Genomic DNA, 16,398 nt, shown 5'->3' with positions numbered 1-16,398 from the left:
ACGTCGCAGCACACATTCCCGATGCGAAGATGCAGGTGATCCAGGGAATGGCACACGATCTCCCTGTTGCGCTGACCGAGGTGTTCGCCGACGCGATCGCCTCCATCGCGCAAGCAGCGCGATCATGACGACCGTTAGCCTTGTCGCCTACCCTGGCTCGCCTTGTGACACACTATCACCGATGCTGATGAACCCTGCTCTCACCCCTGAACCCCTGGTTTTTGTCGACCTTGAAACGAGTGGCGCCAATTTTGCCAACGACCGGATCATCGAAATCGGCCTGCTCGAAGTGGACCGGGATGGGGCCCGAGAATGGAGCGTATTGGTCAATCCGGAGACCCCGGTCTCGAGTTTCATCACCAGCCTCACCGGCATTGACGATGCGATGCTCTGTTCGGCGCCCACTTTTCGGCAGCTCGCACCCGCCGTGCTCGACAAGCTGCGCGGACGCTTGTTCATCGCGCACAACGCGCGTTTTGATTACGGCTTCCTGAAGTGCGAATTCAAGCGACTCGGGATCGATTTCAGGGCGCCGACGCTGTGCACGGTCAAGCTGTCGCGCAAGCTCTTTCCTCAGCACCATCGGCACAACCTCGACACCCTGGTCACTCGCCATGGCCTCACCGTGGCAGGCAATCGCCACCGTGCCCTGGCCGATGCGCGCCTGCTATGGGAGTTGTGGCAGTGCTGGCACGGACAATTGCCCAGCGAGACGATTGGCAGCGTGGTAGCGAGCATCGTCGGCCGGCCCGACTTGCCGCCACAGATCGATCCGGCATTGATCGACGATCTGCCAGAGGCGGCAGGAGCGTATGCGTTTTACGGTGAAGACGGTCGCCTGCTGCTGATCAGGCGCGCCAGCAACCTTCGGCAACAGCTGTGCGCACAGTTCACTGCCACCAAGCGTACGACGGCATTGATGCGCGACATCAGGAAAATTGCGTGGCGAGAGGCGGCCGGTGACTTGGGCGCGCGCCTGCATGAGGCCGAATTGGCCCGCTCATCGACGCGTAGCGATGCCGACCCGCTGCTGGTGAGTCACAGCAGCAGGTCAAAGGCAGCCACCACTGAACTCTGCTCCTGGCAACTGCGGCTGCATGCGGGAAGCGACTATCGACCACAGCTGGTGTGTGCGCAGGAAACTGACTTCGCGCTCGCCGATGACTTGTTCGGCTTGTACCCGAGTCGTCGCGAAGCCTTGCGCAGCTTGCGCAAGCTGGCGGACGCGCATCGCCTGTGCTACAAGCAGCTTGGTCTGGACGAAACGGCCGCCGGGGACGCCTGCGCTGCCTACCGGCAGAAAAGCTGCCGCGGCGTCTGCATCGGCAAGGAAACGCCCGCGCTGCACGGTGCCCGCGTGATCACCGCGCTGGCCAAGTTCAAAGTGCGTGGATGGCCCTACAAGGGGCCGGTTGCGCTGCTGGAGCGCGATGCGTTCGGGATGCGCGAGGACATTCATCTGGTCGACCGCTGGCGTCTTGTGGCCACGGTGCACAGCGAAGAGGCCCTGCAGGCTTGCCTGGCGGACGGGCCGACCAGGGGCAGCTTCGACCCCGATACCTACCGCATCATCAGCCGGTCGCTGCAGGCAGGGAAGATCGGCATCCGCCCCCTGCCCCCGTTCTCACTTTGACGGCTCGGTCTCATCGGTCTCGGTATCGACGAGCTCTGTCTCGAGCTCGGCCGCGACCGCCCGCTCTCTTGCCTCCCTCGCCTGGTCCATTGCCTTCCTTGCCTGGTCCCTTGCCTCCATTGTCTGCTCTCTTGCCTGGCGCAGGATAGCGGCGATATTGGTATTTCCGGTCTGCAGCGCCCAGGCGTCGGCCGTCGCACCGCGATCGTTGGCAATGCTCGCATCGGCCTTGTTCTGCAGCAGCAATTCGACGATCTGCTGGTGTCCAAAGCGGGCTGCGAAGAACAGCGCCGTCGAACCGTTCTCGGTTATTGCATTGACGTCGGCAGCTTTCGCGAGCAGGTATTTGACGACCGCCGTGTGGCCATTGAAAGCTGCGTAGATCAGAGGCGGCCAACCATAGAGGTTGACGTCCGCCCCCGCTTCGACGAGACGCCGAACGATCGCCAAATCACCCTTGAAGGCCGCCAGACTGAGCGCCGTCTCGCTGTTGCGATTGCGCGTGTTCAGACGCGCACGGCGTTGCAGCAACTGGCCCAGCAGGTCGGCGTTGTCACGCTGTACGGCCTGCATCAGCAAGGTGTTGCCGGCAGCGTCTACCGAGTTAACGTTCATGCCCTGGTCGACCAACTTGATGGCCCACGAGGTGTCGCCAGAGATCAACGCTTCCTCCATGTCTTCCTGGGCGCCGGCAGTGACCATGCTTGGCAGCAGCAAGGCAAACAGCAGTACGAGGGTCTTCATTGGGCAACTTTCGAACGGGCGTCAGGGAACAGGCGGAAGAAATTATTCGTCGTGGCGTCAACAAGTTCTTGATAACTCAGGCCGCGCAAGCGGGCGACCTCTTCGGCGACGTGCTTCACGTAGCCGGGCTGGTTGGTTTTCCCGCGCTGGGGCACCGGCGCGAGATAAGGCGAATCGGTCTCGACCAGCAGACGATCGAGAGGCACGCGCTGAGCCACCTCGCGGACCGTCTGTGCCTTTTTGAAGGTCACGATACCGGACATCGAAATGTAAAAACCCTGATCGAGTGCTGCCTCGGCAACCGGCCAGGTTTCGGTGAAGCAGTGCATGACGCCACCAGCCGCAGCAGCCCCCTCCTCCTTCATCAAGCGCAAGGTGTCCGCGGCGGCCTCTCGCGTATGAATCACCAACGGCTTCTTCGCTTCGCGGGCGGCGCGAATGTGGGTACGGAAACGTTCGCGCTGCCACTCCGGCGCATCCTTGTGCCAGTAGTAGTCCAGCCCGGTCTCGCCGATAGCGATCACTCGCGGATGGCGAGCCAGTTCCACCAGCTCCGCGACCGAGGGTTCGCGTACGTCAGTCGCCTCGGGATGGACGCCGACCGAGGCAAGAATCGCGGGCCACGCCTCGGCAAGTGCCAGCACCCGTGGCAGATCCTCCAGCGTGACGCCGATGCATACCGCACATCCGACGCCATTGTCATTCATTAAGTCAATGACTTGCGAAATCTTGTTGGATAGATCGGGGAAATCGATGTGACAGTGCGAATCGACCAGCATCAACGCTCCGTCAGACGGTGTGGGTCGGACGGCCGGACTGCATCACGCCGCCGAGGAGGCCTTCGATACGTCGCCGCGCTTCGATTCCCCCTTCGTCGGCGTTGAAGTGGACACCGATTCCCTGCGCCTTGTTGTTCTGCGCACCGACCGGTGTAATCCAGACCACAGTACCGGCAATCGGCAGTTTTGCCGGGTCGTCGATCAGCGACAGCAGCATGAACACTTCATCGCCGATGGAGTAGTTGCGGGTGGTCGGAATGAAAATTCCGCCGTTGCGCAGGAGCGGCATATACGCCGCGTAAAGTGCCGACTTCGAGTTGATGTTCAGCGACAATACACTCGGGCGTGGTGGCGCGGCTGCGGCCGGCTTGCGGCTGTCTGCTTCGGGCATATCACCTCGGGTGGTTCAGAAAAGCCTGGCGTAGTCGAGAAAAAACTCTTCGAGAAACAGGCGGCTGTTCACCGGTTGCTCGCACTGTCTCCTGCATTGTATCGCTTTTCGATTGAATGCCAAGAGCCTGCGGGTGTCGGTGGCTTGCGCCAGGCGCTGCAGTAACGGCGCTTGCGCCAGGAAGTATCGCGGCGGCAAGCCTTCGCTAGCCAGCGTCAGATCGAACAGCCACTTTTGCGCCCAGTCAAGCATTCGCTTCAACGGCGCCGGTCGCTTTTCCGCTTTCACCGTCTTGTCAAGAAGGGCTGCAGCAGCCAATGGATCGAGGCGCACGCCACGCGACATCTGGCTGACCAGCGAATCGAGCAGGACGCGTTCGGGCTTGGCGCTGAGCTCGAGCGCCAGGAGCGGCGAACCGCCGGCCAGCGCCAGCCACTGCTCACCGTCGCGGATGCCGGCATGCTGCAGCCATGCCACCGCCGTAGCCGGCGCCGGCCGCCGCACCGGGAGCGACTGACAGCGGCTGCGGATGGTTGGCAACAAACGATGCGGCTCATTTGAAAGCAATATAAATAAAGTATCTGCGATAGGTTCTTCAAGTGATTTAAGAATTGCATTGGCGGCCGCCCGATTCATTGCCTCGGCCGGGTTGATCAGCACCACACGTGCCCCGTGGCGGTGGGTACCGACATGCAGAAAGTCATCCAGCGCACGAATCTGGTCAATCGTTATTTGCTGACTTGCCTTCTTCTTGCTTGTTTCTTCACCGCTTCCTGCCTCGCCGCCCTCCCCTTCGGCAAATGCACTCGGCTGCAGCAGACGTAGGTCAGGGTGATTATCTTGCGCAAGCCAGTTGCAGGCCGGGCAAGAGCCGCAAGCTTCGCCGCCGTCGGTGCGCTTTTCACAGAGCAGTGAGGCGGCAAAGGAACGCGCCAGAGCAAATTTCCCGATCCCACGCTGACCGCAAATCAGCAACGCATGCGGCAGCTGGGCGCGCCAGGCGTTAAGTTGCTGCCAGGCATGGGGGTGCAACAGATATGTATTCATAAACAATATGTTGTTATGGTTTCTTGAATCAATCTCTTGATTTCTTCCGGTGCTTGATCGGCGTCAATGACATGGATACGCTGTGCTGCTGCAGCCGCACGCTCGAGGTAGGCGAGTCGCACCCGCTCGTGAAACTCGGCTTGCTCCTGCTCGAAGCGGTCCAGCTCGCGCGCCTGAGCGAGCATCCGCCGACTGGCGATGGACGATGGCAAATCGAAGAGCAGCGTCAGATCCGGTTGCAGATGACCGTGCACCCAACGTTCCAGTTGTGCAAACTTCTGTCGGTCGAGACCCCGCCCGCCGCTCTGGTAAGCGTAGGTGGCGTCACTGAAGCGGTCGCAGATAACCCAGTCGCCGCGATCCAGAGCCGGTTCGATCACCCGCTCGAGATGCTCTCGGCGAGCGGCAAACATCAGCAAAGCTTCGGTCTCGAGGTGCATTGCTTCGTGCAGCAGCAGCTCACGGAGCTTTTCTCCGAGTGGCGTGCCCCCCGGCTCACGGGTGGACACCACATTCAGGCCGCGTCCGCGTATCAGCGCCGCAGCACCGGCAAGATGGCTGCTCTTGCCGGCGCCATCAATGCCTTCGAAAGTGATGAACTTACCGCGATTTTTGCGCTCGCCTTGACTCACGGTCTCCCGCCTTTCTGAAAACGCCTCACCGCCTGATTGTGTTCATCGAGCGTCTGGGAGAAGTGGCTGCTGCCATCGCCGCGCGCGACAAAATACACCGCCTCGGTGAGCGCCGGATGCAGCGCCGCCTGCAAGGACCCGAGGCCGGGCATGGCGATCGGCGTCGGCGGCAGGCCGCGTCGAGTGTAGGTATTGTAGGGTGTGTCGGCGAGCAGGTCGCGCTTGCGCAGGTTACCGTCGAAGCGTTCGCCAAGGCCATAAATTACCGTCGGGTCGGTCTGCAACAGCATTCCCTGGCGCAGGCGATTGACGAACACCCCGGCGACCAGCGGCCGGTCGTCGCTGCGTCCGGTTTCTTTTTCGACAATCGAAGCCATGACCAGGGCTTCGTAGGCGTCCCGATAAGGTAAGCCATCCGCCCTCGCCTCCCACTCGCGCGCCAGATGCTGTTGCATCGCGCCGTAGGCGCGGGTCAACAGCTCAACATCGCTGCTGCGCTTGGCAAAAAAATACGTATCGGGAAAGAATAATCCCTCGGCTGTGGCTTCCGGCGCACCAATCAGCCGCATGATCTCGACCTCTGGCAGTCCCGTGGTGTCGTGCCGCAACTCCGGATGGGCGTCAAGGCGCTCGCGCATCTGGCGAAAGGTCCATCCTTCGATGAAGACGAGATCTGCTTGGGTGACGTCGCCGCGGGTCAGTTTCTTCAATAGTTCCAAGGGCGTGACACCGCGCGCGATTTCGTAGCTGCCGGCCTTGATCGATGTGTCGACCCGCATCCACTTGCCCAGCAGGATCAGCATCCACGGGTGAAGCTCGGCGCCCGCGGCCGTTATCTCCCGGGCCACGGAACGCATGCTGCTACCCGGCAAAATAGTGAAATCGATCTGCTCCCTCTGCATCCCGATCGGCGTCTGCACGACCCAGACAAGAGCACCGCTCAGCAGCGCGAGCACGACAAGTGCGAGAACGAAAAGCTTGAGGAGGATTTTGCGCATCAATCCGGCGCAGTGGGAAAGCTGCGCGGCCGGGAGGAAAGAATGAAGTTCGACTGGCCCTATAATAGCCGAAACCTGTGCGGCTGAACCGAACCGCCGCTTGCCTGGTCAGACTCCCTGAACCGTCCGGGCAGTGGCGATTACTGGCGCTTCCCGGCAGATGGCAGGCAGACAGTAACCCCCCGACAACTTGATGAAAATGGCGTAACGATGAACGCAAGCTGGCAGGACTTCCTTCGTACCTCGGGTGCACACATCGATCAGGATTTGGTCACTGACTTCGGCGACGCAACTGCCGAACTGACGGCCGCTCGCGATGCGACGATCATCGCTCCGCTCGCCCATCTCCGGCTGATCGAGGTCAGCGGACCGGAGGCAGCGGGTTTTCTGCACCAACAGTTGACCAGCGACGTGAACCATCTGGCCCTCGATGCGGCCCAGCATTCGGCCTGGTGCTCGGCAAAAGGACGGATGCTCGCCAGTTTTCTGCTCTTTCGCAACGGACCTGACTACCAGCTGCAACTGTCTGCTGACCTGCTACCGGCGATCCACAAACGCCTGCAGATGTTCGTCCTGCGCAGCAAGGTAAGCATCACCGACCAGTCTGGCGAACGCGAGATCATCGGCTTGTCCGGTCCCCAGGCCGAGGCGGCGCTAGGCGCCGCCGGGCCACCTGTGCCCAATCAATCGCTGACCACTGCCGTTTTCTCGACAGGTGTCGTCGTTCGCCTTGACAGCCAGCGCTTCGAGATCGTCGTTGCCCGCGATGCAGCCCCGGCGCTGTGGCAACGACTGGCGGCGCACGCCCGCCCCGCCGGCACTGTGGTCTGGCAGTGGCTTGATATCCAGGCGGGTGTACCGCTGATTACCGCACACACCAAAGAAGAGTTCGTGCCGCAAATGGCCCATTTCGAGCAGCTTGGTGCCGTCAGCTTTCACAAAGGCTGCTATCCCGGCCAGGAAATCGTCGCTCGCATGCAGTATCTGGGAAAAGTCAAACGTCATCTGTATCGTGGTCAATCGATCGGCCCGATAGCGGCCGGCGATGCGATCTATTCACCGGCAAATTCGGAGCATCCCTGCGGCATGATCACCAATGTCGCCCCGGCCCCGACGGGCGGCTACGATGCCCTGGCGGTCGTCCAGGAGAGTTTCGTCAGTACCGGTGAGCTCCAACTGGCCCCGCCGGACGGCCCTCGCATCGACCTTCAGTTGGTGAGCCGCTGAGCTTCAGCCAGCCGCCCCGCTGCGCGGGCCCGCGATGTGTTTGATCCTGATCGCCTGGCAGGCGCATCCCGACTACCCGCTGGTCGTTGCGGCCAACCGCGACGAGTTCTTTTCTCGTCCCTCGGCCACCGCTGAATTCTGGCAGGACGCTCCGCAGGTGCTGGCTGGCCGCGATCTTGAAGCCGGCGGCACTTGGCTGGGCACCAGCCGCACCCAGCGTTTCGCTGCCCTGACCAACTTCCGCGAAGGCGGCAGGACTCGCGCGGACGCCCGATCGCGTGGCGCCCTGGTCGCCGATTTCTTGACCGGCAGCGCCGCCCCGGCGGAGTACCTGGCGCAGGTGGCAGGCGATGCTGATGATTACAACGGTTTCAACCTCTTCGTCGGCGATGGCCGGCGCCTCGCCTGCTACTCGAACCGTGGCGATGGCCAGCCGCACTGGCTGAGCCCGGGGATCTACGGCCTCTCCAACCACCTCCTCGACACCCCGTGGCCCAAGCTGGCTAGCGCCAAAGCGACCTTTGCCAAAGCGCTGGCATCGCTGCCGGCGCGAGCGCCGTTCTTCGAGCTGCTGGCCGATCGGGAAATCGTTCCCGACAGCCACCTTCCGGAAACGGGTGTGCCGCTGGAATGGGAGCGTATCTTGTCGGCCATTTTCGTCAAGGCGGAAGGCTACGGCACGCGCGCGTCAACGCTTCTTGTCCGGCAGCGGAATGGCCAGACAACCCTGGTTGAGCGCAGTTTTGACGCCAGCGGACTGGCCAGCGGCGAGGTCAGCGAGACTTTTCAGTCCTCGCTGATATAGACCGGGGTGTACAGCGGTACCCGTTCGAACAGCTCGACAATATCGGCATTGCGCATGCGCACACAGCCATGCGACCCCGGGCAACCCATTGGCGTCGAATCGGGGCTGCCATGGATGTAGACGTAGCGGCGCATGGTGTCGACGCGCCCCAGCCGGTTTCGACCTGCCTCGCAGCCGGATAGCCACAGGATGCGCGTGAGAATCCAGTCACGCTTGGGAAAGCGCTCCCCCAGCTCTCGGCAAAAGATCTCGCCGCTGGGACGCCGGGCGACCAACACCGTATTCTCCGCCAGCCCCGCACCAATCTTCGCACGCACCAAGTGCTTGCCGCGCGGCGTGCAATAGCTGCCGTTCAACTCGCCAGGCCCATTCGCTGCCGTGGACACCGGATAGGAACGCAATATCGCCCCCGACTCGTCCGACAAGCGGAGCATTTGCCCTCTGATCGAGATGTCGATACGCATCTTCATTGCACTCGCTTGCCGCGCCGGGCGGCAAAGAACCCGGAAAGCAACAGGCCGCACTCGTCCGCGAGCACACCGCCGCATACCGCAGTATGGTGATTGAGGCGCTCGACGGCGAAGAGGTCGATAACGCTGCCATGCACCCCGGTCTTGGGATCGCGCGCACCATAGATCAGGCGGGCGATGCGCGCCTGCATGACCGCTCCGGCACACATCGCACAGGGCTCAAGAGTGACAAAAAGCTCACAGCCGGGCAGGCGGTAGTTGCGCAAGTTGCGCGCCGCATCGCGCAGCGCTGCGATTTCGGCATGAGCCGTCGGGTCGTGTTCGCCGATCGGTGAATTGAAGCCGCGGCCAACGATGACCCCATCGAACACCACCAGCGCTCCGACCGGCACTTCACCCAGACATTCGGCTGCGCGTGCCTGAGAAATCGCCTCGCGCATGAAGTATTCGTCGTCCATCGGACAGATTTTACCGCAGTGCGCCATTTCAACCGTCGCATCCGCCCGCACTTCGACTATCTGCGTATCAACAAAAACTCCATCGGGCATCCTCAGGCTTGATCAATGACAGAGAACAAATTTGCCGTGGCACGCTAGTATGGGGCTGTCACCCTGCCTGGATGAGCTCCCGGAGAGCCGCAGCATGGACCCCCAGTCCTTTGTAGACTCCGCTGTGTTGTTGCTGGTCGTCGCCGCGATTGCGGTGGCGGTATTCCGCCATTTCGGCCTCGGCTCGATTCTTGGCCTGCTGGTCACTGGCGTCGTCGTCGGCCCCCATACCGCGGGGCCCTTCGTCACCACCAACGTCGAAGACGTGCGCCGGTTTACCGAAATCGGTGTGGTGCTGCTGTTGTTCCTGATTGGCCTGGAGATGAAGCCGCGCCGCTTGTGGGAGCTGCGACGCACACTCTTCGGCCTGGGTTCCCTGCAGATTGTGGTCTCTGCCTTGCTGATCACCGCCTATTTCAGCCTCTTCCTGGATGGCTGGGCGACGGCTCTGCTAATCGGTTGCAGCTTCGCCCTCTCGTCCACCGCCTTCGTCGTCCAGATGCTCAGGGACCAGGGCGAGATCGCCAGCCATCACGGTCAGACCGCCTTTGCCATTCTGCTGATGCAGGACCTCGCCGTGGTGCCACTGCTGGCTCTGATACCGATCCTCGCCGACGTCGGGCCCCTGTCCAACGAAATCCCCTTGTGGGAGCAGATCGGGGTGGCCATTGCCATGGTGGCGCTGGTGGTCCTGGGCGGCCGCTACCTGGTACCGCGCATCCTTGATCATCTGGCCCGCGAGCACAACCGTGAAGCTTTCCTGCTGGCGGCGATGGGCGCCGTATTCATCGCTGCCTGGGCGATGCACCACGCCGGCATGTCGATGGCCCTGGGGGCCTTCCTGATGGGCATGATGCTGTCGACTTCACGCTACAGCCTGCAGATCGAAGCCAGCATGGAGCCGCACAAGGGGCTGTTGATGAGTCTCTTCTTCGTCGCCGTCGGCATGTCGATCGACGTCCAGGCGCTCGCCCAGACGCCGTTCCGCTTCGCCCTTCACGTCGTGTCGATCATCGCCATCAAGGTCGCTGTCCTCTATCTGCTTTGCCTGTGCTTCGGCACCGGCCGCAGCATCGCCTTGCGGGTGGCGTTCCTGCTATCGCAAGGGGGCGAGTTCGGCTTCGTGTTGCTCGGCGCCGCCAAGGCCATGGGCCTGATCGACGAGCTCGTCTTCGTGATGGCGGTGGCAGTCATCTCCGTGACCATGCTGTTGACGCCGCTGCTGGTCAAACTCGGCAACTGGCTGGCCGTGAGAGCAGACCAAACACCGGCCGGCGTGCACGAGAGCTTCCGCTACTCAGCGCAAGGAGAACAGTCGGCAGTCCGGGTAGTGATCGGTGGTTATGGCCGCGTGGGGCACACGGTGGGCACCATCCTGGCCAGTAGCGACATCCCGTACGTCGCCTTCGACACCAATGCCGTGCTCGTCGCCAAATGGCGCGCCCAGGGTCACCCGGTCTTCTACGGTGACCTCGGTGACCCGGAGCTGCTGCTTGCCGCGTCCCTCCACCGCGTCGACCTGGTCGTCCTGACCATCGACAACCGGCACACCGCCGTTCGTGCCGCATCGCTGATCCGCTCGCAACTGCCGCAGGTGACCATCGTCGCGCGCGCCCGTGATCTGGCCAGCTGCGATGCACTGCTCCGCGCTGGCGCCAGCAAGGCCTATCCGGAGACCCTGGAAGCCAGCCTGCGGCTGGCGGCCGAAACACTGGAGTCGCTCGGCATCACCACCGCCGAGACCGAGACACTGTTGCGCGAGGTGCGTAGTGCCGACTATGCCATGATCCGCTCCGGCCCCGAGGACAAGCCGCCGTCGACCCACGAAAACAGGCGCTAACGGGGCAATCGCCGGCACCCCACCAGCGCCAGCAGCCCCCCGGCAGCCCCAAAAGCACGTTACCATTGCGCCGTTCGCCAGCCTCGACGACCTCCGAAGACCATGTCGCCAGTCATCCCCATTCGTTACATCGAACCCGTCTACCGCCCGCCCAGCGAAGCGCAATCGCTGATCCTGCCGATCACCGACGGCTGTTCGTGGAATCACTGCACTTTCTGCGAGATGTACACCGCACCGCAAAAGCACTTTCGCGCCCGTGACCAGGCCGAGGTGCTGGAGAGCATCCGCTGCACCGGCGAGCGCTTCGGCAGCGAGATCCGGCGCATTTTCCTCGCCGATGGCGACGCACTGGTGCTGCCGACGCGCCGTCTGCTCGAGATCCTCGAGGCGATCCGCACCCATCTGCCGGCCGTCCGCCGCGTCTCGAGTTACTGCCTGCCGCGCAACCTGCGCCGGAAATCGGTCGACGAACTGCGCGATCTGGCCGCCGCCGGCCTGTCGATCGCTTACGTCGGCGCCGAGTCGGGCGACGACGAAGTGCTCGAGCGCGTGAACAAGGGCGAGACTTTCGAATCGACCCGCGAAGCGCTCGACAAGCTCGGCGAAGCGGGCATCACCCGCTCGGTGATGATCCTCAACGGTCTCGCCGGCCCCGAGCTTTCTCTGCGGCACGCCGAGAACTCGGCACGCCTGGTCAACGCCACGCAGCCCGAGTATCTGGCGATGCTGGTGGTCAGCTTCCCGCTCGGCGAGGAGCGCTTCCGCGCCGGTTTCCCGGGCTGGCGACCGCTGAATCAGCATGAACTGTTTGTCGAAATGGAGCGTTTTCTCGACCGGCTCGAGCTCAAACGCACCGTCTTCCGCAGCGACCATGCGTCGAACTGGCTGGTGCTCAAGGGAACACTGAACGCCGACAAGCAGCGCCTGCTGCACGATGTGCGGCAGGCAATTGCCCACCCCGACGATGCCCCTCTGCGGCCAGCGTGGGCGCGGGGACTCTAACTGGCTGCCGACTACCAGCGCTGCGCTGAACTGATCGGCCAGGCCGACGGGCTGCTGATCACCGCCGGTGCCGGCATCGGTGTCGATTCAGGCCTGCCCGACTTCCGTGGGCCGCAAGGCTTCTGGGGCGCCTACCCGGCGCTCGGTCGCGCGCGTATCGCCTTCGAGCAGATCGCCAATCCGGCCGCCTTCGCGCGGCAACCCCGCCTGGCCTGGGGTTTCTACGCCCATCGACTGAATCTCTACCGCCGCACCGTCCCCCATCAGGGTTTCGAGATCCTGCGCCAGATCGGCGACAGCCTGGCGCATGGCAGCTTCGTGTTCACCAGCAATGTCGACGGGCAATTCCAGCGGGCCGGCTTCGCTGAAGAGCGGATCAGTGAATGCCACGGTTCTATCCATTATCACCAGTGCAGCGACGCTTGCCAGGGCGACATCTGGCCAGCCGAGGGCTTTCTTCCCGAAGTTGACGAAGATCGGTGCCTGCTGACCTCCGCCCTGCCGATCTGCCCCCACTGCCAGGCAATTGCCCGCCCGAACATCCTGATGTTCGGCGACTGGGGATGGCTCAGCGAGCGCAGCGATGCGCAGGAAAGCCGCCTGCAAGCCTGGCTGGGCAAGGTCGACAAGCTGCTGGTGATCGAGGTGGGCGCCGGAACGAACATCCCGACCGCACGCCTGATGGGCGAGCGCCTCAAGGGCCAACTGATCCGTATCAACCCCCGCGAGCCGCAATTGCCGCCTGGTAAGGGTGTGTCGATCGCCGCCGGCGGGCTGGAAGCCCTGCGCGCGATGGCAGCGTGCCTGGCCTAGCCTCGTTCGCGATCGACTGCGCCCGTCGACCCACAGCAGACCGCAGCACCGGCCGCGGCAATCCCGGAGTTCCCGTAAGCACGTCCTTCTCCAGCGCTACGGCTCGCTGCTGGGCGCCAGCGACCCCGGCGCGAGATCACGCCGGAACGGCAAATGCTCTGCCGCCTGCTGACGGTAATCGGCCAGCGCCTCGCCCTGCAGCGCCAGATGGCGAGCGAGCAACTCGCGCATCCCCGGGTCCGCGATCCAGTGCGCCGAATGCACCACCGTCGGCGTAAAACCGCGCGAGACCTTGTGCTCGCCCCCGGCACCGGGTTCGAAGCGCTGCAGGCCCTGGCGCAGGCAGTAAGCGATGCCCTGGTAGAAGCAGAGCTCGAAATGCAGGCTGTGGTAATTGCCGCGGCAACCCCAATAGCGCCCGTAGAGCGCTTCGTCACAGCGAAAACAGAGGGCGACAGCCACCGGCACGCCACGCTCTCTGGCGATGAACGCCACCATCCGGCGGCCCAGCGTTGCCGCCAGGTCGGCAAAGCAGGCAGCCGAAAAAACGGCGTGGTTGTTGAACCTGTCGAAGGTATCGGCATAGAGCGCGTGTAACGAGGGCCATTCGACGGCGTCGATCTGATCGCCATGGCGGGTTTCAATGCTCAGGCCACTCTCTTGTACCCGCCGCCGCTCCGCCCTGACCTTGCGACGCTTGGCGGCGCTGAAGGTCGCCAGATAGCCGTCGAAATCGCCGCAGCCAGAATCGAGCCAGTGAAACTGGACGTCGTGGCTGATCAACAAGCCCTGGCGCAGCAGCTCATCGCTATCGGCCTCGGCCGGCAAGGCGACGTGCCAGGAAGAAACGCCCAGCGCGGCAACCAGCGCCTGCGCGCGCTCGATCAGCGCCTGCCGGATGTTGGCCGCCTGCGGTCCCTCGGCGACCAGCAGGCGTGGCCCGGCCGCCGGCGTATGCGGCAGGCAACTCATCAGCTTCGGGTAATATTCGCGCCCCAGTTGCCGGTAGGCGGCAGCCCACGACCAGTCGTAGATGAAGTCGCCATGTGAATGCGTCTTGACGTACAGCGGCAGCAAGCCAACGATCGTACCATCCTGCGCGCTCGCCACCAGGTGGCGAGCGGTCCATCCCCACTCGCGTGCCGCCGCGCCGTGACGCTCGATGATGGCCAGGAAATCGGCATTGAGAAATGGGTGGCCGGCTGGACAGAGGCGATCCCACGCCTCACGTGGAATCGCGCCCGCCGAAGGAGCGGTGCTGATCGAGATGCAGGACGGCAAACAGTTCTCCCGGGAAACTGGCGCAGATGGGTGGCAAAATCGTCAGCGGCGGCCAGCTCCCGCGTTGAGGCTCAGCGACTCGCTGCCGCCTGATCACCGAGCAGTTCACCCAGGACGTACGGCAGGATGCCGCCCGACCAGTAGTACTGGACCTCGATCGGCGTGTCGATGCGACACAGCACCGGGCGCTCGACCCGCTCCCCGTCCGCCCGCTCGATCACCAGCGTCAGGTTCTGCATCGGCGCCAGGTCGGGACCCAGGCCGAGGATCGCGAAGGTCTCGTCACCGCGCAGCTCCAGCGCCACCGCCGAGTCATCGCCCATGAACTGCAGCGGCAGCACACCCATCCCCACCAGATTGGCGCGGTGGATGCGTTCGAAGCTGCGCGCGATCACCGCCCGCACACCGAGCAGCCGTGTCCCCTTGGCGGCCCAATCGCGCGACGAGCCGGTGCCGTACTCCTCGCCGGCGATGACCACCGTCGGCGTGCCGCGCTCAAGATAGGCCGTCGCCGCGTCATAGACCGTCGTCTGCTGGCCGTCGAGCAGCGTGTAGCCCCCCTCGGGACGGCGCCCCTCGGCATCGGGCGGCAGCATCAGATTGCGGATGCGGACGTTGGCGAAAGTGCCGCGAACCATCACCTCGTGATGACCACGGCGGGCGCCGTAGGAGTTGAAGTCGGCACGCTCGACGCCCTGCTCCTTGAGCCAGCGGCCGGCCGGCGTCGCCTCGCCGAACGAGCCCGCCGGCGAGATATGGTCAGTGGTCACCGAGTCGCCGAGCAGCAGCAGTGCCCGCGCCCCCCGGATGTCGCCAGCAGGCTGCGCCGGCAACTCGAAGAACGGCGGCCGTGCGATATAGCTCGACGGCGGCCAGTCGTAGACTTCACCGCTGCGTGCTTCGATGGCCTTCCACAGATCCTGGTCGACCGTGACATCCGCATAGCGGCTGCGGAAGATCTCGGGGTCCAGTGCGAAGGGCAGGACCGCGTCGATTTCTTCCGAGGTTGGCCAGACGTCACGCAGGAAAACCGCTTGGCCATCAGTTCCGACCCCCAGCGCTTCACTGTTAAGGTCGATATTGACCCGCCCGGCAAGGGCGAAGGCGACCACCAGCGGCGGCGAAGCCAGGTAATTGGCGCGCAGATTGGGGTGGATCCTCGCCTCGAAGTTGCGGTTGCCGGAAAGCACCGCGGCGGCGACCAGCTGATTTTCGACAATCGCCTTGTTGAAGGCCGGATCGAGGTCGCCGGAATTGCCGATACAGGTGGTGCAGCCGTAACCGGCCAGCGCGAAACCCAGTTCAGCAAGCGGCGCCAGCAGCCCGGACTTCTCCAGATAGTCGGTCACCACCCGCGAACCCGGCGCCAGCGAGGTCTTGATGTGTGGATGAACCCGCAGACCTCTGGCCACCGCCTTCTTGGCGAGCAGGCCGGCGGCGATCATCACCGCCGGGTTGCTGGTGTTGGTACACGAGGTGATCGCCGCGATCAGCACGTCGCCGTGGCCGAGGTCGACACCCGACCGCTCGGTCGGATAGCGCTTGGTCAGCGTCTCCGCCGGGCGAGCGAAGCCGTTTTCGGCCTCGGGAGCGCTGAACAGCGTGTTGAACATGGTCGCCATTTCGGGCAGGTCGATGCGATCCTGCGGCCGCTTGGGGCCGGCCAGCGAAGGCACGATGGTCGACAGATCGAGGCGCACCGTACGCGTGTAGTCGATCTGCCCGGCACGCGGAATACCGAACAGCCCCTGGGCACGGAAATAGGCCTCGAACAGCTCGCAGTCAGCTTCGCTGTGACCGGTCGTGCGCAGGTAGCTGACGGTTCTCTGGTCCACCGGGAAGAAGCCCATCGTCGCCCCGTACTCCGGCGCCATGTTGGCCAGCGTCGCGCGGTCGGTCACCGTCAGCGTGCTGGCACCCTCGCCGAAGTACTCGACAAAAGTGCCGACCACCTTCTGGTAGCGCAGCAACTCGGTCACGGTGAGCACCAGGTCGGTAGCCGTAACGCCCTCGCGCAGGCGCCCGAGCAGCTCGACGCCAACCACGTCCGGAGTCAGGAAATAGACCGGCTGGCCGAGCATTGCCGCTTCGGCCTCAATACCGCCGACACCCCAGCCGACGACACCGACGGCATTGATCATCGTCGTATGCGAGTCGGTGCCGACCAGGGTGTCGGGAAAACACACGC

16 protein-coding genes are annotated in these 16,398 nt (G+C 63.7%); 6 read left to right on the top strand and 10 right to left on the bottom strand.

All coding sequences use genetic code 11. From position 1 onward, the window contains the following. Positions 1-124: 124 nt before the first annotated feature. Positions 125-1,633: a 3'-5' exonuclease family protein gene (locus RUW20_RS01390; protein ID WP_313950398.1), complete on the top strand. Its 1,509-nt coding sequence runs from the start codon at positions 125-127 to the stop codon at positions 1,631-1,633. On the opposite strand, the gene RUW20_RS01385 is transcribed toward RUW20_RS01390, so the two are convergent. From RUW20_RS01385 to mltG, 6 genes are read right to left on the bottom strand one after another with little or no spacing between them, the layout of a single operon-like run. Continuing rightward, positions 1,625-2,377, bottom strand: a complete 753-nt coding sequence (locus RUW20_RS01385) for an ankyrin repeat domain-containing protein (RefSeq protein WP_313950397.1) — start codon at positions 2,375-2,377, stop codon at positions 1,625-1,627. The two genes, RUW20_RS01390 and RUW20_RS01385, sit on opposite strands and share 9 nt — an antisense overlap. Continuing rightward, the gene (locus RUW20_RS01380) at positions 2,374-3,156 is read right to left on the bottom strand and encodes a TatD family hydrolase (protein WP_313950396.1); all 783 of its coding nucleotides are present in this window, start codon (positions 3,154-3,156) and stop codon (positions 2,374-2,376) included. Before RUW20_RS01380 ends, RUW20_RS01385 begins: the two co-directional genes overlap by 4 nt. 10 nt (positions 3,157-3,166) lie before the next feature. Next, the gene (locus RUW20_RS01375) at positions 3,167-3,547 is read right to left on the bottom strand and encodes a PilZ domain-containing protein (protein WP_313950395.1); all 381 of its coding nucleotides are present in this window, start codon (positions 3,545-3,547) and stop codon (positions 3,167-3,169) included. Positions 3,548-3,562: 15 nt separating this feature from the next. Next, positions 3,563-4,594 carry a DNA polymerase III subunit delta' gene (gene holB, locus RUW20_RS01370; protein ID WP_313950394.1) on the bottom strand — a complete coding sequence of 344 codons (1,032 nt, stop codon included), beginning with the start codon at positions 4,592-4,594 and terminating at the stop codon, positions 3,563-3,565. After that, a complete protein-coding gene (tmk, locus tag RUW20_RS01365) occupies positions 4,591-5,226 on the bottom strand; it encodes a dTMP kinase (RefSeq protein WP_313950393.1) in 636 nt (211 codons plus the stop codon). The genes holB and tmk overlap by 4 nt, the downstream gene beginning before the upstream one ends. Then, positions 5,223-6,224 (bottom strand): endolytic transglycosylase MltG, encoded by a 1,002-nt coding sequence (gene mltG, locus RUW20_RS01360; RefSeq protein ID WP_313950392.1) that lies wholly within the window; start codon positions 6,222-6,224, stop codon positions 5,223-5,225. Before mltG ends, tmk begins: the two co-directional genes overlap by 4 nt. A 210-nt stretch (positions 6,225-6,434) precedes the next feature. Between mltG and RUW20_RS01355 the strand changes: the two genes are divergently transcribed. Beyond that, positions 6,435-7,451 (top strand): folate-binding protein YgfZ, encoded by a 1,017-nt coding sequence (locus RUW20_RS01355; RefSeq protein WP_313950391.1) that lies wholly within the window; start codon positions 6,435-6,437, stop codon positions 7,449-7,451. Between the two features lie 34 nt (positions 7,452-7,485). Continuing rightward, positions 7,486-8,256 (top strand): NRDE family protein, encoded by a 771-nt coding sequence (locus tag RUW20_RS01350; protein WP_313950390.1) that lies wholly within the window; start codon positions 7,486-7,488, stop codon positions 8,254-8,256. On the opposite strand, the gene RUW20_RS01345 is transcribed toward RUW20_RS01350, so the two are convergent. Together RUW20_RS01345 and tadA are read right to left on the bottom strand one after the other, a co-directional pair. After that, positions 8,238-8,720, bottom strand: coding sequence for a L,D-transpeptidase (locus tag RUW20_RS01345; RefSeq protein WP_313950404.1), 483 nt, complete (start codon positions 8,718-8,720; stop codon positions 8,238-8,240). The two genes, RUW20_RS01350 and RUW20_RS01345, sit on opposite strands and share 19 nt — an antisense overlap. A gap of 2 nt (positions 8,721-8,722) precedes the next feature. Beyond that, complete coding sequence (gene tadA, locus RUW20_RS01340; protein ID WP_313950403.1) at positions 8,723-9,184, bottom strand: tRNA adenosine(34) deaminase TadA; 462 nt, start codon at positions 9,182-9,184, stop codon at positions 8,723-8,725. A 184-nt stretch (positions 9,185-9,368) separates the two neighbouring features. Here tadA and RUW20_RS01335 point away from each other — a divergent pair, with 184 nt between their 5' ends. From RUW20_RS01335 to RUW20_RS01325, 3 genes are all read left to right on the top strand, one after another. After that, on the top strand, positions 9,369-11,114 hold the full coding sequence (locus RUW20_RS01335) for a cation:proton antiporter (protein ID WP_313950389.1): 1,746 nt from the start codon (positions 9,369-9,371) through the stop codon (positions 11,112-11,114). Between the two features lie 102 nt (positions 11,115-11,216). After that, positions 11,217-12,116: a radical SAM protein gene (locus RUW20_RS01330; protein WP_313950388.1), complete on the top strand. Its 900-nt coding sequence runs from the start codon at positions 11,217-11,219 to the stop codon at positions 12,114-12,116. Then, entirely contained in the window at positions 12,117-12,929 is an 813-nt protein-coding gene (locus tag RUW20_RS01325; RefSeq protein ID WP_313950402.1) for a Sir2 family NAD-dependent protein deacetylase, read from the top strand. A 96-nt stretch (positions 12,930-13,025) separates the two neighbouring features. On the opposite strand, the gene RUW20_RS01320 is transcribed toward RUW20_RS01325, so the two are convergent. After that, entirely contained in the window at positions 13,026-14,210 is a 1,185-nt protein-coding gene (locus RUW20_RS01320; protein ID WP_313950387.1) for a GNAT family N-acetyltransferase, read from the bottom strand. Between the two features lie 71 nt (positions 14,211-14,281). Next, on the bottom strand, positions 14,282-16,398 hold a 2,117-nt coding region (gene acnA / locus RUW20_RS01315; protein ID WP_313950386.1), incomplete at its 5' end, for an aconitate hydratase AcnA.

The organism is Accumulibacter sp. (assembly GCF_032229525.1).
GTDB lineage: Bacteria > Pseudomonadota > Gammaproteobacteria > Burkholderiales > Rhodocyclaceae > Accumulibacter.
This window is presented reverse-complemented; position numbering and strand designations above follow the sequence as displayed.